The organism is Sporosarcina aquimarina (assembly GCF_019748715.1).
GTDB lineage: Bacteria > Bacillota > Bacilli > Bacillales_A > Planococcaceae > Sporosarcina > Sporosarcina newyorkensis.
On the sequence record NZ_JACLBZ010000012.1, the window covers coordinates 55,133 to 75,762 of the forward strand.

Below are 20,630 nucleotides of genomic sequence, written 5' to 3' on the forward strand. Positions count from 1 at the left end.
GGAATGCTTGTTCTCTATTATAAGAGAACGTACGATTGGCTGTCAAGCAGAATTCGAACCTTTGTTTGATTACTAATCGAACACATGTTATACTATATTCAAAATACTTGAGCTGTATCTCTATTTATTAGTAAACAATTTGAAGAGGTGAATAGATTGAAGAAAATATCTAAAAGACAAGAAGAAATATTAGCTTTTATTAAAGATGAAGTACGGCTAAAAGGATATCCGCCATCCGTGCGTGAAATCGGGGAAGCAGTAGGACTGGCATCTAGCTCCACTGTACATGGTCACTTATCTCGATTGGAAAACAAGGGGTTTATTCGCCGGGACCCTACTAAGACGCGTGCAATAGAAGTCTTAGACCCGGAAGGACTAGACGAATTAAAGAGCGGCGTCATGCATGTTCCTTTGATCGGTAAAGTTACAGCAGGGACTCCGATTACAACTGTAGAAAATATTGAAGAATATTTTCCATTACCAGATACGTTCGGTTCTTCAGATGATGAGATCTTCATGTTGGAAATCGTCGGTGACAGTATGATCGAGGCAGGTATTTTGAATGGCGACCGTGTCATCGTCAGACAAACACATACAGCTTCCAATGGAGAAATCGTGGTGGCGATGACAGAGGAAGATGAAGCTACTGTAAAACGTTTTTTTAAAGAGAAAGATTACTTCCGCTTACAGCCTGAAAATTCTTCCATGGATCCTATTATCGTGAATCATGTGTCCATACTTGGTAAAGTCGTCGGTGTTTACCGAATGATCCATTAAAAAAAGTGTATCAAGAACCCCTATAGGTTCTTGATACACTTTTTTCTTTAGATTAATTTTCGCTCTAATAATTGTTCCATGGAAGTGAGCACAGCTGTTTTTACATGCTCATACGTTAAACCGCCTTGAATGTAAGCGGTGTAAGGAGGTCGAATCGGACCGTCAGCTGTCAGCTCAATACTGGAGCCTTGTATAAATGTGCCTGCAGCCATGATAACATCATCCGAATAGCCGGGCATATAAGATGGTTCAGGAGCATAGTGCGCATTGATCGGTGAGTTATCCTGGATCATCTGACAAAACTTGATCATTTGTTCTGCTGATGAGAAGTTGACAGATTGAATGAGATCAGTTCTCCGTTCACTATAATGCGGTGTAGTATCCATTCCAAACTGCTCGAAAAATGCAGCTGTAAACAAAGCTCCTTTAACGGCCTGGCTGACTACGTGCGGCGCTAAAAAGAAACCTTGATACATTTCCAACAGCGTATCCAATGAAGCCCCTGCTTCTGCCCCTAGTCCCGGTGATGTCATGCGATATGCACATTTTTCAACGAGTTCTTTCCTGCCTGCAATATAGCCGCCCGTTCTAGCTAGTCCGCCGCCTGGATTTTTTATTAGTGAACCCGCCATCAGATCCGCCCCTACTTCAGTCGGTTCCTGTTTCTCGACGAATTCACCGTAGCAGTTGTCTACAAATATCACGACGTCTTCTTTTATTTTGCGGATTTCCTTGATGATTTCTTCTATTTCATGTATACGGAAGGATGGATTGCTCGAATAGCCTTTTGAGCGCTGAATCGCAACCACTTTGGTTTTTGATGAAATTGCTTGTTTAGCCTTGACATAGTCAACAGCACCGCCTTCCAGCAAGTCAATATGCTGATAGGAAATTTGATAATCTTCCAGTGATCCAGTATCTTTTCCGTTTCCTGACACGATGGAATCCAACGTGTCATAAGGCTTACCCGTAATATAAATTAACTCATCGCCCGGACGCAGAATCCCGAATAAACTGATCGTGATCGCATGGGTCCCAGAGATGATTTGATTCCTGACCAGACAGTCTTCAGCGCCGAAGACATCTGAGTATACCTGTTCCAGTACGTCACGGCCGCTATCGTCATACCCATAGCCCGTTGATCCAGATAAATGAAAATCACTGACACGGTTTTGCTTGAAAGCCTGAAGAACCTTTCGTTGATTGTAGAAAGCAATGTCTTCTACTTCCTTTACATACGGTGCAATCAACTGCTCTGCTTCTTGAGATTTCATGAGTAATTCATCATTAATTGGTGCTATTTGCATTTGTAGTACCTCTTTTCAATTTGTTCATCATCTAGTTTAACAGAAGGACTGCAGTTGACCTACTAAAGACCACAAAAAAACAGGCAAGCGCCTGTTTATTGTTCATCTTTTAAAATTACGGGTTTCGCAGGAGCAAATGTTGAAATTGCATGTTTGTAAATGAGCTGCTGCTTGCCTTCCGATTCAAGTAAGACCGTATAATTATCATAGGATTTAATAAGGCCTTTCAGTTGAAAACCGTTTAACAAAAAAATTGTAACGAATGTGTTGTTCTTGCGTAATGCATTCAAAAACGTATCTTGCATATTTCCTTGTGCCATTCAATTGCCTCCCTGTCTCTGTTATCTAGTTATTCCATACTCACTTCTGAAAATCCTCTATTATTTTAGAGGTTCTTCTGAAAATTTCATCATTCGATTGATTCGCTTCGACCCATTGGATAGGTAATTTATTGCGGAAGTATGTCAATTGCCTTTTAGCATAGTTCCGAGTGTTTTTTTTGACGGCTTCAATCGCCTGTTCCTTCGTTAGCTGTCCATTAAAATGCGCGATCAACTCTTTATAACCGATCGCCTGAACCGCTTGTGTATCCCTGATTCCGCGCTCCCATAAAGCATGGACTTCCGCAAACAATCCCGCCTCCACCATCAAGTCAACGCGTCGGTCAATCCGTTCGTATAACTGTTCTCGAGGTAAATCCAACCCGATCAGCAACTCGCGGTACATTGGCTGATTTCCCTGTTGCTGTTCGTGCTCTTGCTTTGTTCGGCCAGTGACCTCCACTATTTCAAGCGCACGAATTAATCGTCGATGATTATTCGGATGGATACTTTCTGCACTTTTCGGATCCAACATTCGCAGCCTGGCATATAAATCATCTGACCCGGACGATTCCAATTCCTCTTCCAACCTTTGACGAATTACTGGATCGGCTGCCTGCTCCGTGAAACGATAATCAAATAAGACTGCTTGTATATACATTCCGCTGCCACCTACGATAATTGGCAATTTTCCTCGTGACTGGATATCCGCAATCCACTCTCTAACGGCTTCTTGGTATTCCGCTACGGAAAAACTTTCTGTCGGTTCTTTCACATCAAAAAAATGATGTGGTACTCCTCTCATTTCAGAAGGGTGGATCTTTGCGGTTCCGATATTTAATTCTTTATAGACTTGCATCGCATCGCCATTGATGATTTCTCCATTAAGAGCAAGCGCAAGAGCTGTACTCAATGCAGTTTTACCGGATGCGGTCGGGCCTACCACTGCAATTACGTCAATTGATTCATTCATAGTGTTTCATCCATCCAATTATATTCTGGAATACTTCAAGGCGATTCGTTTCCTGAAGCATTTCGTGGCGTCCGCCTTCATATAGCTGAACAGTCACGTATTGCAGCCCCGCCTCGTTGAACTGCTTTGCCACTTTCCAAACACCTTTCGCTCGATCACCTACTGGATCGTCTGTACCGGATACCAATAAAATCGGCAGCTCCTTCGGGATATTTCGTACGGATTCTTGATCTTCAATTGTATTCAAACCTTCCAATAAAACGCGAAACAATTGTGAAGTGGGAACAAAACCACAAGCCTCATCCTGTTCATATCCTCTGACTGTTTCACGATCCCTTGATAACCAAGCAAATGATGAACCGTCTTCAGCGAATGGTTTCGAAAAGTTGCCGAAAACCAATTGATTCAAGAATTCATCCGGTTGTTTATTCGGCAAATGATCTTCTCTCCACTCAGCCAGCAGTTTTCCGGCGTAACTGATGATTTTCGAATTACTTCCAGTTCCGGATAAGATCACTTTATCCACTACATTTCCATACAACTGAATAAAACGTCTGGCTACAAATGACCCCATACTATGTCCAAAAAGAACTACTGGAAGGTCGGGATATTCGTGCTGATAAAACTGGATGACTTCAAACACATCATCAATTAAATGATCAAAAGAGACTTGATCGCCAAGATCACCGTATGGCAGCTTATTTCCTCCAGCTGTTTTGCCGTGCCCTCTTTGATCATGTATCACCACAACATAGCCCTGTTCTACTAAATAATTAATGAACTCTCCATATCGTCCGCTGTGCTCTGCAATTCCATGTATAAGATGTACACGTGCTCTTCCGGATTCAGCAGACTTATGGAAGCTACTATACAGTTTTGTCCCGTCTCTCGCCTCTATCCAATACTCTTCCAATTAGCGCCACTTCCTTTCGCTTCCGCAATTGCATTCATCAGATCATTTACATATACCGTTTTCTCATTATCCGTGTAATGCAGCAAATTTGCCATATAGTCGGTTACTTGCTCCGCAAAAGTCTCCACGACATCGATTTGGAAATACAAATCGCCTTTTCGGCGAATAAAGAAGTCACTTGGTGATGTGACCATTTCATAATGAATGCCATATAGAATTTCTGCCCGTAAACTAATTGGCAAGCTATTCGTTTCCGCAGAAATAGAGTGGGCAAACTGAAATACTTTATCGCTATTTCTCCCATAAAATGAAGCAATCCGAGCACCTTGCTGTACAGTTAAACCGTAGTGTGGTGCTCTCACCGATTGCTCATCGATATAGTGTTGCAGTGATTGATCGTCCACAAAATCACTTCCTGAGACGGCAATTTTTTTCGTTTGACACGGTAGAATATTAGGATGCTTCAGTTTTTCAGAAACCCTATCGACGACGACTTCTGCCATTTGACGGTATCCCGTCAGCTTCCCTCCAGCAATTGTCAGTAACCCCGGAACCATTTCCCATATTTCATCGCGTCTTGAAATTTCTGAAGCATCCTTTCCTTCTTGCGCAATTAATGGACGTAATCCTGCCCAAGTTGACTCGACAGCCCTACGCGTTAATTGCACGCTAGGAAAGACTTCATTAACTGCTCCAATGATGTATTGAATATCTTCTTCTGTAGCTGTTGGATGCTGTTTGTTCGCTGAATAAAATGTATCCGTCGTACCGACATACGTTTTATTTCCTCTTGGAATCGCGAAAAGCATTCGACCATCCGAATGATCAAAATAGATCGCTTGCTGTAAAGGAAATACAGATTGGTCTACTACAATATGGACACCTTTTGAGATATGAAGCTGTTTTTTCGGTTTGCTGCTGATTTTTTGCTGCAGATCGTCCACCCACGGACCGGTTGCATTGATGACCATAGACGCAGCAACCGAAAATTTTTCACCCGATATTTGATCTTTCAGCACCGCACCGACAACATCATCTTTTTCAAAATTAAACTGCTCGCACTTTGTATAATTAACACAAAGCGCTCCATATTCCGCAGCCTTTTTCAAAACTTCGATTGTCAGACGCGCATCGTCTGTCTGGTATTCCACATAGTGCCCGCCACCTTGTAACCGCTCTTTCTTAAGCAGCGGTTCCAGCTCCAGCGTCTCTTCTTTATTCAACATTTCACGGCGTTCCGCATGTTTTACACCAGCCAAAAGATCATATGCCAACAGCCCGGCTGAGGTAGAGTATTTGCCAAATGTCCCATCTTTATAAATCGGCAACAGCATCGGTCTCGGCTTCGTGATGTTCCGTGAATTCCGATAGACGATTTCACGTTCCCTCCCAGTTTCCGCGACTATTTTGACATCCAACTGTTTTAAGTAACGCAAACCGCCATGAATTAATTTCGTCGAACGGCTGGATGTTCCCGCCGCGAAATCTTGCATATCAATGAGAGCAACTGAAAATCCCCTAGTCGCTGCATCAAGCGCAATCCCTGCACCTGTTATTCCGCCACCTACTATTAACAGATCAAATGAAAATCTTTTTAAATCCTCAATACTGTCTGCTCTTTCAATAGTTGAAAACATCTGATTGCTCCTCTCTGATTTGCTACATCACTCGTTTAAACATTTTTTCCAATTCATACGTCGTAAAATGAATCAATACAGGACGGCCGTGCGGACATGTATATGGATTGTGACACTTTCCTAAGTCATCGAGTAACCGTTCCATATCGGCTTGAGTTAAATAATAATTCGCTTTAATGGAACGTTTACAACTCATTAGGATGGCACTCTCTTCTCTTAGTTTTTCTACATCTACCTTACGGCTATGCAGCACTTGCTCGATCATTTCCTCAATAATCGCAGTTGCTTGGCCCTCAGGGAACCACGCCGGATATTCTTTGACTGTGTACGTAGCGGGTCCAAATGCTTCTAAAAAAACCCCTACTCGTTCAAGTGCTTCTTTACATTCTTCAATTTTCACCTGCTCATCCGCAGAATAATGGAAAACAAGCGGCAATAAAAGCTGTTGTCGTTCATCCGCACTCACTTGACCTAATTTCTTTTTGAAATACTCATACTTAATACGTTCTTGCGCAGCATGCTGGTCAATCATATAAAAGCCATCCTCGTTTTGAGCAACAATATATGTACCATGTACTTGTCCGATCGGTACGATGGAAGGAAACAAACTGGTTTCCGTCTCTGTTTCATTGTGAATTGGCTCTTCTGTTGGCGGCTCGTCATGTTGTTCGAAAATAGCCTCTGGAAATTCAGGTTCGGTTATTTCTGAAAAAGGATTTTGAACAGGTTTTGCAGGGACGACAGGCTCTAGAACTTGTTGTTGACGAGCGGGAGCTTCTTGGCGACGGAACGAAGGCGACCAAATCGTTTGTTGCTCAGAATCTGTTTTCGTTAGTTTCTCTTTTTTAATTGCATCCGGAATAATCGAAGCTTTTTGGATCGCCTCTCTGATTGCCTCTTTTATTAAAGTAAACAATTCACTCTCCTTACTGATTCGAATATGGCGTTTAGCTGGATGGACGTTGACATCGGTTAGGATTGGATCCGCCATGATATTTACAACCGCAATTGGAAAGCGGCCTATCGGCAAATACGTATGCAACGCATCGATCACAGCTTGAGTACCGGGGTAACTCTTTATCCACCGTCCATTCATCAGAAGTGAAACATAATTCTTCGATGCTCTGTTCAGTTCAGGTAATGTTATGAAACCATTAACCTTGAAATCTGCGTCTTCTTTTTCAAAAGGAATCATCTTGCGGGCAACCGATACTCCGTAAATATCAGACAGAACTCTCAATAAATTACCTGAACCTGAAGTCCGCAAAATTTGATGTTGATCATGCGTTAATGTAAAGGCGATATCCGGATGACTTAAAGCAAGCCGATTCAGCAAATCAATCGTGTGGCCAAGTTCTGTCTGAATCGTCTTCATATATTTTAAGCGAGCCGGTGTATTGAAAAACAATTGTTGGATCGTGAAATCAGTACCTTTACGTAAAGCTCCCGGTTCATGCTTCAATACTTTACCGCCTTCGATTTCTACGACGGTTCCTTGGTCCTCACCATCGGATGTCCATAATGAAACTTTAGATACAGCAGCGATACTTGCCAGCGCTTCCCCACGAAATCCTAGTGTACGGATACGAAACAAATCATGTTCATTGGAAATCTTGCTCGTAGCATGTCGTTCAAAACAGCGAATCGCATCTTCTTCAGACATGCCTTTGCCGTTATCTGTTACACGTATGGATGTCAGTCCCGCTTCTTCAAGAGTCACTTCAATTTGGGTGCTTTGTGCATCGATCGCATTTTCCACTAATTCTTTGACGATGGAAGCAGGCCGCTCGACGACTTCTCCTGCTGCAATTTTATTGGCAAGTGTATCTTCCATAATATGAATGTGATTCATTCGCCTCAACCTTTCATTTCTGCGGATACACGTTCTTTCCATTCCGCAATTTTCTGCATCGCTTGGAGTGGTGTCATATTCAGTACATCTGCAGCTTTGATTTCATCCAGAAGTTTTTGTTGTTCTAAGGACGTCGCTGACTCAATTGAAGTATCAAATAGCGCCAATTGCTCAGACACGCTGGTGGATTCATTGGCAGCACTTTCTTCCTCAAATCGCTGCAATAGTTTTTTCGCCCGCTCTACCAATTCGGCCGGCAATCCTGCGAGTTCTGCCACATGTATTCCATAGCTTCGATCCGCAGCGCCAGGCAATACTTTATGTAGGAATACTACTTTGCCGTTTTGTTCTTTTGCGGCGACATGCACGTTTAATAAGCGTGCGAGTACATCTTCGAGCTTCGTCAATTCATGATAATGCGTAGAGAATAATGTATTCGCTCCGACCTGCTCATGTATATGCTCCATCATTGCCTGCGCAAGAGCCATTCCATCATACGTAGAAGTACCACGGCCAATTTCATCAAACAGCAATAAACTTCGGGATGTCGCATGAGCGAGCGCATATTGTGACTCCATCATTTCCATCATGAACGTACTTTGGCCAGACGCGACATCATCTGCCGCACCGATCCGTGTGAATATTTGGTCTGTAATCGGCAGCACTGCTTTTTCGCATGGTACGAAACAACCGATTTGTGCCATTACGACAGTTAAGGCAACTTGCCTCATAAAGGTGCTTTTCCCCGACATATTCGGTCCTGTGATCAGTAACATATTGCTATAGTCGGCTAATTCACAAGAGTTCGGTATATAAAGCGAGTGATTCATCATCTTTTCAACGACAGGGTGTCTGCCGTTTTGGATATCCAGCGCTCGTCCGTTATGAAATTCTGGACGTATATAACGATTTCTTTCCGATACCACAGCGAATGCCAGCAACACATCCAGTTCACTTACAACAGACGCGAGTTTCTGGATACGCTGTACTTCCTCTTTCACTTGTTCGCGGATCGCCAAAAATAAGTTCGTTTCAAGTATTTGACCATCAGCTTCTGCATTCAATATTAACTCTTCTTTCTCTTTCAATTCCGTCGTTATGTATCGCTCCGCATTTGCCAATGTTTGTTTTCGTTCATATCGTGTTAAATCCGCTAAATGAACATTGGATTTCGTTATCTCGATGTAGTATCCAAATATTCGGTTATACCCGATTTTCAATGTTTTAATCCCAGTTGCTTGGCGTTCTTTTTGCTCAAGTTGCGCCAGCCAGCTTTTGCCGTTACGAGACGCATCACGCAGTTGATCTAATTTTTCGTTGTAACCATCTTTGATCAGACCGCCTTCTTTACTCGTTAAAGGTGGATTTTCGGCAATTGCATCCGCTAGTAATTGATACGTATCTTCGCATGGGTCCATTTTATCCGCAATTTGCTGAAGCATCGGCCGCTTGGATTCACTTAATATTTTTTGCAATTTTGGAATATGTGTCAATGAATTTCGTAGTTGTGCTAAATCTCGTGCACTTGCACTGCCCATTGAGATTCTACCGGCAAGCCGTTCTAAGTCATAGACATTTTTCAATTCCTCTACTAGTTCTTCACGCAGGAAAAACTCATCGACTAAATTACTGACAGTTTCCAATCGCTCTTCAATTGCTTTACGCTGTGCCAATGGCTGATGGATCCACATTCTCAGTTTTCTTGCACCCATTGCGGTGACCGTTTCATCCAATACCCAAAATAATGTACCTTCCTTCTTGCCTGAACGAATCGTCTGGACGAGTTCTAGATTCCGCATGGAGTTCGCGTCAATTGACAGTTTCGCGTCCTTTTCAATATAAACAAAAGGACGGATATGGCCGAACACCATTTTTTGCATGCGCATCAAATACGACTGTAGCTTATTGCAAGCTTCTTGTAGTTCATTGGGAAGGTGTCCATACGTGTCTTTTGCAATAGAGGCATTTTGCTCTGCATCTTCAATAGACAGCATAATTTCACGATTCTCAAACATTTCATGGAGAGTTAAATGCAGTGTTTGATCTACGACAATTTCCTTCATTCCGAGAGATTCGATTTCCGCTAGCAGCGAGCGCTCAGTTCCCTCGATTAATTCTACTTTCCCTTCGCCTGTTCCGACGTCTAGATAAGCGAGTGCAAACCGTTGATCTCCTAAGCTGTCGATCGCGCCAATAAAATGGTTCGCTTCCGTATCAATTGTTTTGCCTTCTGTCAGCGTACCAGGTGTGATCACTTTTACCACTTCACGCTTTACGATGCCTTTGACTGATCTTGGATCTTCCATCTGTTCGCAAATCGCAACTTTGTGGCCATTTTGGATAAGTGTTTCAATATAGCCGGTAGCGGAATGATAAGGTATACCGCACATCGGAATCCGGTCCTTAGCCCCTGAGTCCCTGCTCGTCAATGTGATCTCTAAAATGGAAGATGCATTCACTGCATCTTCAAAAAACATTTCATAGAAGTCACCTAATCGGAAAAATAAAAAAGCATCGGTGTATTGTTCTTTAATTTGTAAATATTGCTGAATCATCGGTGTATGTTGTGACATGTAAAACCCTCATTTATTCGCTCATTTTCTTTTCATTATAACAAACCTATCCGGAGTTAACGAATCAAAAGGAGCCACCTCTCTAAGAAATTCATTCTTTCCATGATAAGGTCAAAATTAAAAAGCCGGTGAAAAACCGGCTTTTAAAAGGGTGAATCTTTTCTTCTGACTGGATGAGGTGACGGCTCTTTAGCATGCGGTTCATTGGCCTTTTTATCTTCCATCACAACAGAAGATGATTCTGCTTCAGCTATCGGCCACTCTTCTTCATATGGATGAGGATGAATCGTCACGGATACTTTCGTTTCTCCTACCATTTCAACAAGCAATTCCCTTTCAATTGAGATGGAGAAATTCTGGCCACATTCCGAAATACTCGCTTCCGTGCAATTCGGGTGTTGCAATACCGTTACGATCGTCTCTTCTTTGCTTGACGTAGGCTCATCTCGATAATGCAGAGCAATTTTATCTTTGTATGGTATGGACTCAGTAAAGACCGACGTTTTGGAATGATCGTGATGAGAGTACCATACATTTACATCGAAGCTCCCTGTCACTTCTACATGGTTTCCAACCTTCTTCGCTTGATGCGTGTGGTTGATCACCCAGCAACCCAAAATGCTGGAAGGGCGATTTGGCGGCTTTAACGTTACAGTAGAATCCGATCGATGCTTCCCTTTGGCAATAACAGCTTTCGTCACAATTTGTCGTAAGTTTTTCAGTTTTCTTCCTCCTTCTTAGGCTTCTATCCATCCTATGCAACAGCAGCCCAGAAAGTGAAAAAAATCGGCAAGGAATTTCTCCTTAGCCGACATTTTTTATTAGGAAAGTGATTTGCGTGCTGTATTTTCAACGTATGAACCTGTTTCGCCGCGTAATACATCGCCGCCTGTAGATTCGATAATCTCATCTGTTACGCTGTTAGCGATCGTATTTGAAACGAGCTGAAGCAAATCGTTCACTTCAACTTGAGATTGTTTGAATTCCTGAACCAATGGAATTTCATCGATCTCCCCTTGTACTTGTTCGATTTTCTTTTCAATATTCTTTAGTGCACGTTCTTTTTCATAGTGCTGGAAATTCACAGCTTGTGTCTGAAGCGATTTCAGGCTTGCTATTTTTTCACGCACTTTTTGGTTTTCGTTAATTTGTGCTTCTGCACGTTTATAAAATTCCACTTCTTCCGTGTTCGCAAGCATATGTGCCAAGTCTCGTGCTTTAGCAATGATTTCGTCTTTTGTATATAGTTTTTCCATTATGACATCACCTTTTCTTCTTTAACTACTCCGATGAATTCACCATCGAGTGACCATGTTTTCGCTTCTTTGATTCGAACTTCAACAATCTCGCCAATCACAGATCTTGGAGCTCTGAAATTCACCAATTTGCTTTTCTCAGTGTAACCTGCAAGCACATCAGGATTCTTTTTACTTTCGCCTTCCACAAGCACTTTCACAACTTGTCCTTTATAAGGCTTCATTGCTTCTGCAGACATGTCGTTCACAAGCTTATTTAAGCGCTGCAGTCTTTCTTTCTTCACTTCCATCGGTACGTTATCCTGCATTTTCGCAGCCGGCGTCCCTTCACGTGCAGAATAAATATACGTAAAGGCCATATCAAAACCTACCTCGCGATAAAGCGACATGGTTTCCTCAAATTGCTCATCTGTTTCATTTGGAAATCCTACGATAATATCCGTTGTCAGTGAAGCTGTCGGGATAGCTGTTCTGATTTTATTGACGAGCTCTAAATAACTTTCTCGTGTGTATTTCCGAGCCATAATTTTCAGCATGTCACTAGACCCTGATTGTACAGGCAAATGAATGTGATCAACCAAGTTGCCGCCTTTTGCAAGCACTTCTATCAAATGATCATCAAAGTCTCGCGGGTGACTCGTCGTAAAGCGGATTCTCGGGATATCGATTTTTCGAAGATCATCCATCAAATCGCCTAGACGATACGTAATGTCATCAAAATCTTTACCATACGCGTTGACATTTTGACCGAGTAATGTGATTTCTTTATAGCCTTCCGCTGCTAGCTGTCTGACTTCTTGAATGATATCCTCCGGTCTGCGGCTACGTTCTTTCCCACGGGTATAAGGCACGATACAGTATGTGCAAAACTTGTCACAGCCGTACATAATATTGACCCACGCCTTGATTTTGCCATGACGTACTTTCGGCAAGTTCTCAATGACATCGCCTTCTTTTGACCACACTTCAATGACCATCTCTTTTGACATATACGCTTCGTGCAAGATATGCGGCAGGCGGTGGATATTGTGCGTACCAAAGATCATGTCTACTTGGTCGTAAGTCTTAAGAATCTTGTTCACTACTGATTCTTCTTGTGACATACAACCACAGACGCCAATCAATAAATCGGGGCGTTCCAGTTTCAATGGTTTTAGATGTCCCAACTCACCAAACACTTTATTTTCTGCATTTTCTCGGATAGCGCACGTGTTAAGCAAGATCACATCTGCGTCTTTTACGGTATCAGTTGCCTCGTAGCCGAGCGCCATGAAAATACCGGCCATTACTTCTGTATCGTGTTCATTCATTTGACAGCCGTACGTACGGATATAAAATTTACGTCCTTGACCCATACCTTTAAAACGTTGCTCTATTTGAAAATTATCGTGATATTCCACTTCTTTTTTCCCGCGTTTTTTTGCATCCTTCAGAGAAGGTGCACTATACACAGACTCAAAATATTTACTATAGTCTTTTTCAGTTGTTTTGCCTGATGGCGCGTCTTCTGTTGCGAGTCCAGCTTGCAAGCGCTGTTCTTCATTCATTATTGCAGTAGCCCCTTTCTATTACTTATCGGGAAATAAGCATACATGATGTTATTATACTGAACTTTTGGCGGATATGACAGTAAAGGGCCAAATTGTTGCTTGTTTGTCATGAAAAAAAGACCATGGCGACTTAGCCATGATCTTCTGGAAATTCTATTAACGAGTCTTTTTTTCAACGAGAAGTTTAAGCGCAGTCCGCCCTTCCCCATTGATTTCGATATCAGTAAAGGCAGGGGCGCAAATTAGATCCCCACCGCTTGGCGCGACAAATCCTCTTGCAATAGCAACTGCTTTGATTGCTTGGTTTAATGCACCTGCTCCTACTGCCTGGATTTCTGCATAGCCTTGTTCACGAATCACAGCAACTAACGCACCTGCTACAGAGTTCGGATTTGATCGGGAAGATACTTTCAAGGGACTCACGATATTTCCTCCTTATTTTGCAATGTCTATGGAAAGAGTGTATTCCATAAGTCATCCTATGATAGGTAAAGAGGATTTAGACACCATTCAGATTAGTTTATGAATGGATGGTCTTCGTTAATCCGGATTCGTTCGATTTTAAGAGCTTTTCCTGTCTTGTCATCCAGTTCCACAAATAAGCCATTGAGTTGCGGTCTTCCTTTTTTCGGAACTTCGAATCGAGTAGGTAAATTTGTATGGAAGCGATAGAGTACGTCTTCTTTTCTCATGCCCAGTATTTCATCATATGGTCCAGTCATCCCTGCATCTGTCAAATACGCTGTGCCACCTGGTAAGATTCGGTCATCTGCAGTTTGCACATGGGTATGTGTGCCGACTACAACAGATGCTTTGCCATCCAGATGCCAGCCCATAGCAATTTTCTCACTTGTAGCTTCCGCATGGAAATCGACGAAGACTAATGGAGATAAATTTAGAGCTTCTTCTACCAATTCATCCGCTTTGGTAAACGGATCGTCATGGGGAGGTAAAAATGTTCGGCCATGTAAATTAATAACCGAAAGCGTTACACCATTCTTGGTTATTGTGGTCATGCCTTTGCCGGGTGCTTGCTCCGAAAAGTTAGCGGGGCGTATCAAATAATCGACCTCATCAATAAAATCAAAAATCTCTTTTTGATCCCATGTATGGTTACCCATCGTGATCACATCCACGCCTGCATGCAATAGATCATGATAGATTGCTTTCGTAATCCCTCTTCCGGAAGCTGCGTTCTCACCATTTGCAATAATCACATCTGCTTGGTATTTTCTTTTCAGGCGAGATAAATAATCTATTACCATTTCTCGCCCCATCGACCCTACAATATCCCCAATAAAAATTACTTTCATCAAAAAAACCTCTTTCCAAAATGAAAACAGCTTCCAATCGAACCGGAAGCTGTTTACTTAGTTATTCTTTATTTCGCATACTCTACTGCACGGGTCTCCCGAATGACCGTTACTTTAATATGCCCAGGATAGTTCAATTCTTCTTCGATCTGTTTTCGAATATCTCGCGCTAGACGATGTGCTGTAATATCATCGATTTGCTCCGGACGGACAATGATACGAACCTCACGTCCCGCTTGGATTGCAAATGACTTTTCAACGCCTTCATACGATTCGGAGATTTCTTCAAGCTTTTGCAGACGTTTAATATAATTCTCCAATGTCTCACTTCTAGCACCCGGTCTTGCGGCTGAAAGTGCATCTGCTGCAGCGACAAGTACGGCAATGACAGAAGTCGCTTCTTCATCACCATGATGTGAAGCAATACTGTTGATAACCACTGGATGTTCTTTATATTTCGTTGCCAGCTCCACGCCAATTTGAACGTGGCTGCCTTCTACTTCATGATCGATTGCTTTTCCGATATCATGCAGCAAGCCTGCTCGTCTTGCGAGGGTTACGTCTTCTCCGAGTTCTGCCGCTAGTAAGCCTGATAAATAAGCTACTTCAATCGAGTGTTTCAAGACGTTCTGGCCATAACTTGTACGGAAATGCAGACGTCCCAGTATTTTGATAAGATCCGGATGTAAGTTGTGGATGCCTACGTCAAAAGTAGTTTGTTCACCTTTTTCACGAATTAGCTCGTCCACTTCTCTTCTAGACTTATCTACCATTTCTTCGATACGCGCAGGATGTATTCTTCCATCCTGTACAAGTTTCTCGAGCGCTAATCTAGCTGTTTCTCTCCGTATCGGATCAAATCCTGATAAAATGACTGCTTCCGGTGTATCATCGATGATTAAATCGATGCCCGTCAAAGTCTCAAGTGTACGGATATTTCTTCCTTCTCTACCGATAATGCGGCCTTTCATTTCGTCATTTGGTAAATTGACGACCGAAACTGTAGTTTCTGCAACATGATCTGCTGCAAATCGTTGCAATGCTAGGGACAGAATTTCCCGCGCTTTACGTTCGGATTCTTCTTTTGCCCGCAGTTCGGATTCTTTGGTCATGACCGCAATATCAGTGGATAGTTCATCCTCCACATCTTCCAAGATGATACGTTTCGCCTCATCTCTTGTAAGGGAAGAAATTCTTTCAAGCTCGGTCTTCTGAACGGTAACAAGTTCTTCCGCTTTGCGTTCCATTCGTTCAATATGCTGTTGTCTTTCTAAAAGCGCATCTTCTTTGCGTTCTAGACTCGCTTCTCGTTTATTGAGCGCATCATCCTTGCGATCAAGGTTTTCTTCCCGCTGTAAGAGACGGTTTTCTTGTTTCTGTAATTCCGCTCTTCTCTCACGGACTTCATTTTCCGCTTCAATTCGCAGTTCGTGAGTTTCATCTTTCGCTTCTAATAGTGCCTCTTTTTTCACTGACTCCGCTTCACGCTTCGCCTCTTCGACGATTTGATTCGCTGTTTGCTTGGCACCAGTCACTTTTGAATCGTTCACATTTTTCAATATAAAAAAGCTAACAACTGCACCGACGATGAGACTTAGCAAAACGGAGATGAGTATTTCAACACCCATTGAGGTCACCTCCTCCTGCTTATTCTTTTCTTTTCAGTCGGCTCGTATTATCAATTTTGCCATGGCGGCTGTGTTCACATCACCAATTTTACTGGATAAGTAATGTCCCTATTAACTGTGAAAACGCCGAAGGCACTAACTTAATCCAACAGGTATAAGCCTGCTGTTTCGGGACTGTTTGGCATTCAGTTTACTGCTTTTTAGATGAGCAAATTGTTTGCTGAATTAAGTTAAAATCAACATACTGCCAAAAAAACAATTCATTGGTTTGATCAATGTAGGGCATATATAATACGCCACTTTAATTGTATAGTTGTATTTTTATTGTGTCAAGGAATGATGAAGGAAATTGAAGGGGGTTCTGAACTATTTTGCAATAGTTGCGCCGCGATGCTTCTTTCCTTTCATATGAATCTAGGGAATAGGCTAGATAATGGAGCAGAAAAAATCCGCCAATTTTCATTGGCGGACTCTAGCTGCAAAATTATTTTTCGTCAGGAATCAAGAGAAGCTCTTCTAACTCGTCCTCTTCATCATGAGCCGCAATAACATAATCGGTTTTGTCCAAGCCGTATGTTTCCCGAATCTTACTCGCGATTTCCGAACGCATTTGTGGATTTTCTTTCAAAAATATTTTCGCATTCTCTCGTCCTTGGCCTAGGCGCTCGCCTTCGTAAGAATACCAAGCACCACTTTTTTGGACAACTTCTAATTCTGCACCTAGATCTAGAATTTCACCTTCTTTTGAAATTCCTTCACCGTACATAATATCGACTTCTGCTGTTCTGAAAGGCGGTGCTACTTTGTTTTTCACTACCCGGATTCTAGTCTTATTCCCCATAATGTCGTTTCCTTGCTTAATCGCTTCTCCACGTCGCACTTCAAGGCGCACAGAAGAATAGAATTTAAGCGCTCTACCGCCAGGAGTCACCTCAGGGTTACCGAACATGACACCGACTTTTTCACGAATCTGGTTGATAAATACTGCAATCGTATTGGACTTATTGATTGCACCGGAAAGTTTACGCAATGCTTGAGACATCAAACGTGCCTGCAAACCGACATGCGCGTCTCCCATTTCACCCTCAATTTCAGCTTTAGGAACCAACGCAGCAACCGAGTCTACTACGATAATATCTACAGCGCCACTGCGTACTAAAGCTTCCGCGATTTCCAAGGCTTGCTCGCCCGTATCTGGTTGAGACAATAGCAATTCGTCAATATTGACGCCTAGTTTTTGCGCGTACACAGGGTCAAGCGCGTGCTCTGCATCAATGAAAGCCGCTTGTCCGCCATTCGCTTGAACTTCTGCGATAGCGTGCAAAGCAACTGTCGTTTTACCTGAACTTTCAGGTCCGTAGACTTCAATCACTCGTCCGCGTGGATAGCCACCTATTCCGAGTGCTGCATCCAACGCCAATGACCCGGAAGATGAAGTGTCAATTTGACGGTCAGTTTTCTCTCCAAGTTTCATAACAGAACCTTTACCAAATTGTTTCTCTATTTGTTTTAATGCCATATCTAAAGCCGCTTTACGATCGCTCAATTAAAATTCCTCCTCAACTCTTTATCTATTTCTATTATACCTTTTTTCGTTAGAATACACAACAAATAAACGAACGCGTATTCGATAATTTGTTGCCGGAAATTGAAAAACAGTCTGTATAACCGAGGCGAAATTAATTTTCAACAGAGAAATCGACCTCAAAAATCAATACTTCAATTCTTTTTTCTCTTTCATTTTCTGTATTAAATAATGCAATGCAAACTGCACGGAACGCTTACGATTTGAATTGCGCGAGCCGGATAATTGCAGCTTATAAGATTCAGTCGCCATACCTTCAGTTGCAATGCCGATCCAGACAGTTCCTGGCGGCTCACCGTCATGTGGTTCTGGTCCGGCTGCACCTGTCAGTCCGACACCAAATGTAGTAGCAAATCGTTCTCTAACGCTTTCAGCCAAAGCTTCTGCACATTCCGAGCTGACGATTCCGTGGTATTCGAGTAGGGACGGCAAAATACCGAGCTGTTCAATTTTCATCTCTTTATTATAAACTACAACACCGCCTTTTAAAGCATTGCCAATTCCAGGCTCTGATCCCAGTTCTGCCATAAACATACCCGAAGTTAAGCTTTCAGCAGCAGAAATAGACCAATCGTTTTGCAGTAAAAGTTCAGTAGTTTTCGATGCCAATGTATCCTCATCGACTCCGTATATATACTCGCCCACGATAGAACGTATTTGGTGTTCTACCGGCAAGATCAATTGCTCAGCCTCTTCTTCCGATTTCGCTTTTGCCGTGATTCGCAACTTGACCATGCCCGGTGAAGCAAGCGGGGCAATAGTAGGATTTGTTTGATTTTCCAGTAATGATTGAATACGAACTTCTAATTCAGATTCTCCAATCCCCTGCAGTTTTAAAACTTTAGAAAAGATGATATCTTGTTTGCCATAGACACCTAATAAATAAGGTATGGCTTCATTCTCAAACATCGGCTCCAACTCATGAGGAGGACCAGGCAATAAAACATATTGCTTGCCATCTTTTTCAATTCCCATTCCCGGTGCCATGCCATGACGATTCGGCAAAACTGTCGCGCCAGCTAGAACAAGAGCTTGCTTCTTATTATTTTCAGTCATCGTTTTTCCGACTTGTTTGAAATACTGCTTAATCGTCTCCAGTGCTTCTTCATCAGAAACCAGTTCTCGCCCCAGTTCACGAGCAATCGTTTCTTTTGTTAAATCATCTTTCGTTGGTCCCAGCCCACCGCTGAAAATGAGGATATCCGCTCGTTGTTGTGCAAGTCTTATGGATTGAGCCAGACGTTCTGGATTATCCCCTACGACGGTATGATAATATACATCGATACCCGCTTCAGCCAATCTAGCAGAGATGAACTTTGCATTGGTATTCGTAATTTGTCCTAATAAAAGCTCTGAACCTACTGTAATGATTTCAGCTTTCATGAATACACTCCACTCCTCACATTGACTCCACTAACACTTTACGATTCTTAATAAAATAATCTACGCCAGACCAAATGGTAAATAGCAGCGCGATATACAGCATAATTGTACCGAATGGAACGCCGATCGCTTCAAAGAATATATTGTGTAATAGTAGAAATGAAATAGCCAAGATCTGTGTAACCGTCTTTATTTTCCCTAACTGATTCGCAGCTACAACTTCGCCACCGCCAGCCAAGATTAATCGAAGACCGGTCACTGCAAACTCCCTGCTTATAATGATAATTACAACCCATGCAGGTGCTGTTCCCATCTCAACCAACAAAATAAATGCTGCGGAAACGAGTAACTTGTCCGCAAGCGGATCTAAAAACTTCCCCATATTGGTTACTAAGTTATTTTTTCTTGCTAAATAACCGTCGAGCCAATCTGTCGTTGAGGCTATAATAAAAATAATCGCGCCCACTAAATGTTCAATCGGTAGTTCTACTCCGCCGATTTTAATAATTCCCCACCCAAAATCAACTGCCATGAAAACGATAAAAATCGGTATCATCAATACTCTTGATAACGTGATTTTATTAGGCAAATTCATAAAAATTCCACCTTTCCAGCTGTAGCGTCATAATTTCTTGTGAATAACAAAATAGTCATCTCAAGGGATGACTATTTTGCTACGGTTTTTTAATAATAATATTTTGAGTAAGACGTTCATTCGGATATTCGAGCACTTGATCATTCACGATCAGTTCTGTAGAATTTGTCCGTCCTACCCGGATTCGCACACTTACCGCTTCAGTTGCATCAATTTCAATGGTTTCGCCGGCAGTCATAATTCTACCTCCAGGCGCTGGCATTCTTTCTGTACCGGACTGATCGGTAACGGAAATCCAAGAATCGCCCGTTGTTTTAATGACCAACTTCAACTCAGCAGAATTAGATAACGTAAAAGTGGAAGTTTCTCCGGCGCTGGACTCCAATTCCAGCTGCTGTTCTGTTTCTTCTATCGGCTCTTCCGGCTCCTCTGGTGTTTCCTCAGAAGCATTCTTATCTTCGTCAACCGGTTTCTCAGTATCTGGCTGCCCTGGTGTTTCTTTTATCAGTGGAACATTTTGCGTTGGTGTATCTTTTTCTAATGGTGTTTCTGCAGCTTTTTCTCTAAATAAAATGTACACAATGACGATAATCATCACAATGAACAAAGCTACAATCACTTTAGGCATGATTTCTTTTAACTTGCTGTTACTCTTTAGTCCGCCGCTGCGCTGAAGTGTCGGCGGCGCAATATTTTCTTGCTCTTCTTCTGGAGTATCGCCTGACTCCTCTTTATAGAGAGCCAGCATTTCATCCGCATCCAAATCAACTGCTTCCGCATATTGTTTGATAAAAGCACGGATATAGAATGTACCGGGCATCATACTATAATCTTCACTTTCAATTCCCGAAAGATAACGTTTTTGGATTTTTGTGATTCCCTGTAAATCATCCAACGTATACCCTTTCGCTACTCTCGCTTCTTTCAAGCGAGCACCTAATCCGGTCAATTTTAACACCTACCTAATT

The 20,630-nt window shown here is 42.3% G+C and carries 18 protein-coding genes; 1 reads left to right on the top strand and 17 read right to left on the bottom strand.

From position 1 onward, the window contains the following. The first annotated feature begins 156 nt into the window (after window positions 1-156). Complete coding sequence (gene lexA / locus H7J92_RS06110) at window positions 157-777, top strand: transcriptional repressor LexA (protein ID WP_221835980.1); 621 nt, start codon at window positions 157-159, stop codon at window positions 775-777. 47 nt (window positions 778-824) lie between these two features. On the opposite strand, the gene H7J92_RS06115 is transcribed toward lexA, so the two are convergent. The 17 genes from H7J92_RS06115 to H7J92_RS06195 form a co-directional block, all read right to left on the bottom strand. Next, on the bottom strand, window positions 825-2,084 hold the full coding sequence (locus H7J92_RS06115; protein ID WP_009497284.1) for a methionine gamma-lyase family protein: 1,260 nt from the start codon (window positions 2,082-2,084) through the stop codon (window positions 825-827). Window positions 2,085-2,179: 95 nt separating this feature from the next. Next, window positions 2,180-2,404: an RNA chaperone Hfq gene (hfq, locus tag H7J92_RS06120; protein ID WP_009497286.1), complete on the bottom strand. Its 225-nt coding sequence runs from the start codon at window positions 2,402-2,404 to the stop codon at window positions 2,180-2,182. A gap of 40 nt (window positions 2,405-2,444) precedes the next feature. Then, window positions 2,445-3,377 carry a tRNA (adenosine(37)-N6)-dimethylallyltransferase MiaA gene (gene miaA, locus H7J92_RS06125; RefSeq protein WP_009497288.1) on the bottom strand — a complete coding sequence of 311 codons (933 nt, stop codon included), beginning with the start codon at window positions 3,375-3,377 and terminating at the stop codon, window positions 2,445-2,447. Then, on the bottom strand, window positions 3,370-4,290 hold the full coding sequence (locus tag H7J92_RS06130; RefSeq protein ID WP_221835983.1) for an alpha/beta hydrolase: 921 nt from the start codon (window positions 4,288-4,290) through the stop codon (window positions 3,370-3,372). The genes miaA and H7J92_RS06130 overlap by 8 nt, the downstream gene beginning before the upstream one ends. Next, window positions 4,272-5,927, bottom strand: a complete 1,656-nt coding sequence (locus H7J92_RS06135) for a glycerol-3-phosphate dehydrogenase/oxidase (RefSeq protein WP_009497292.1) — start codon at window positions 5,925-5,927, stop codon at window positions 4,272-4,274. The genes H7J92_RS06130 and H7J92_RS06135 overlap by 19 nt, the downstream gene beginning before the upstream one ends. A 22-nt stretch (window positions 5,928-5,949) precedes the next feature. Then, window positions 5,950-7,779, bottom strand: coding sequence for a DNA mismatch repair endonuclease MutL (gene mutL, locus H7J92_RS06140; RefSeq protein WP_009497294.1), 1,830 nt, complete (start codon window positions 7,777-7,779; stop codon window positions 5,950-5,952). A 5-nt stretch (window positions 7,780-7,784) separates the two neighbouring features. Next, window positions 7,785-10,352: a DNA mismatch repair protein MutS gene (gene mutS, locus H7J92_RS06145; RefSeq protein WP_009497296.1), complete on the bottom strand. Its 2,568-nt coding sequence runs from the start codon at window positions 10,350-10,352 to the stop codon at window positions 7,785-7,787. Window positions 10,353-10,495: 143 nt separating this feature from the next. Further along, window positions 10,496-11,053, bottom strand: a complete 558-nt coding sequence (cotE, locus tag H7J92_RS06150; protein WP_009497298.1) for an outer spore coat protein CotE — start codon at window positions 11,051-11,053, stop codon at window positions 10,496-10,498. A 120-nt stretch (window positions 11,054-11,173) separates the two neighbouring features. Then, window positions 11,174-11,608 (bottom strand): YlbF/YmcA family competence regulator, encoded by a 435-nt coding sequence (locus tag H7J92_RS06155; protein ID WP_009497300.1) that lies wholly within the window; start codon window positions 11,606-11,608, stop codon window positions 11,174-11,176. Continuing rightward, window positions 11,608-13,155 carry a tRNA (N6-isopentenyl adenosine(37)-C2)-methylthiotransferase MiaB gene (miaB, locus tag H7J92_RS06160; protein ID WP_078817723.1) on the bottom strand — a complete coding sequence of 516 codons (1,548 nt, stop codon included), beginning with the start codon at window positions 13,153-13,155 and terminating at the stop codon, window positions 11,608-11,610. The genes H7J92_RS06155 and miaB overlap by 1 nt, the downstream gene beginning before the upstream one ends. A 159-nt stretch (window positions 13,156-13,314) precedes the next feature. Then, window positions 13,315-13,581 carry a stage V sporulation protein S gene (locus tag H7J92_RS06165; RefSeq protein WP_009497304.1) on the bottom strand — a complete coding sequence of 89 codons (267 nt, stop codon included), beginning with the start codon at window positions 13,579-13,581 and terminating at the stop codon, window positions 13,315-13,317. 92 nt (window positions 13,582-13,673) lie between these two features. Continuing rightward, window positions 13,674-14,471, bottom strand: a complete 798-nt coding sequence (locus H7J92_RS06170; protein ID WP_009497306.1) for a TIGR00282 family metallophosphoesterase — start codon at window positions 14,469-14,471, stop codon at window positions 13,674-13,676. Window positions 14,472-14,539: 68 nt separating this feature from the next. Next, complete coding sequence (gene rny, locus H7J92_RS06175; protein WP_221835986.1) at window positions 14,540-16,099, bottom strand: ribonuclease Y; 1,560 nt, start codon at window positions 16,097-16,099, stop codon at window positions 14,540-14,542. A 484-nt stretch (window positions 16,100-16,583) separates the two neighbouring features. Then, entirely contained in the window at window positions 16,584-17,645 is a 1,062-nt protein-coding gene (gene recA, locus H7J92_RS06180) for a recombinase RecA (protein ID WP_009497310.1), read from the bottom strand. Window positions 17,646-17,810: 165 nt separating this feature from the next. Then, on the bottom strand, window positions 17,811-19,067 hold the full coding sequence (locus H7J92_RS06185; RefSeq protein WP_221835989.1) for a competence/damage-inducible protein A: 1,257 nt from the start codon (window positions 19,065-19,067) through the stop codon (window positions 17,811-17,813). Between the two features lie 16 nt (window positions 19,068-19,083). Beyond that, window positions 19,084-19,662, bottom strand: a complete 579-nt coding sequence (gene pgsA / locus H7J92_RS06190; RefSeq protein WP_009497314.1) for a CDP-diacylglycerol--glycerol-3-phosphate 3-phosphatidyltransferase — start codon at window positions 19,660-19,662, stop codon at window positions 19,084-19,086. Between the two features lie 79 nt (window positions 19,663-19,741). Next, a complete protein-coding gene (locus H7J92_RS06195) occupies window positions 19,742-20,611 on the bottom strand; it encodes a helix-turn-helix domain-containing protein (protein ID WP_050804631.1) in 870 nt (289 codons plus the stop codon). Window positions 20,612-20,630: the final 19 nt, after the last annotated feature.

Excerpts from the sequence above, each read along its gene's own strand:
- H7J92_RS06115 (WP_009497284.1), bottom strand. The coding sequence starts at position 2,084 with ATGCAAATAGCACCAATTAATGATGAATTACTCATGAAATCTCAAGAA.
- hfq (WP_009497286.1), bottom strand. The coding sequence starts at position 2,404 with ATGGCACAAGGAAATATGCAAGATACGTTTTTGAATGCATTACGCAAG.
- miaA (WP_009497288.1), bottom strand. The coding sequence starts at position 3,377 with ATGAATGAATCAATTGACGTAATTGCAGTGGTAGGCCCGACCGCATCC.
- H7J92_RS06135 (WP_009497292.1), bottom strand. The coding sequence starts at position 5,927 with ATGTTTTCAACTATTGAAAGAGCAGACAGTATTGAGGATTTAAAAAGA.
- mutL (WP_009497294.1), bottom strand. The coding sequence starts at position 7,779 with ATGAATCACATTCATATTATGGAAGATACACTTGCCAATAAAATTGCA.
- mutS (WP_009497296.1), bottom strand. The coding sequence starts at position 10,352 with ATGTCACAACATACACCGATGATTCAGCAATATTTACAAATTAAAGAA.
- H7J92_RS06155 (WP_009497300.1), bottom strand. The coding sequence starts at position 11,608 with ATGGAAAAACTATATACAAAAGACGAAATCATTGCTAAAGCACGAGAC.
- miaB (WP_078817723.1), bottom strand. The coding sequence starts at position 13,155 with ATGAATGAAGAACAGCGCTTGCAAGCTGGACTCGCAACAGAAGACGCG.
- H7J92_RS06170 (WP_009497306.1), bottom strand. The coding sequence starts at position 14,471 with ATGAAAGTAATTTTTATTGGGGATATTGTAGGGTCGATGGGGCGAGAA.
- rny (WP_221835986.1), bottom strand. The coding sequence starts at position 16,099 with ATGGGTGTTGAAATACTCATCTCCGTTTTGCTAAGTCTCATCGTCGGT.
- H7J92_RS06185 (WP_221835989.1), bottom strand. The coding sequence starts at position 19,067 with ATGAAAGCTGAAATCATTACAGTAGGTTCAGAGCTTTTATTAGGACAA.
- pgsA (WP_009497314.1), bottom strand. The coding sequence starts at position 19,662 with ATGAATTTGCCTAATAAAATCACGTTATCAAGAGTATTGATGATACCG.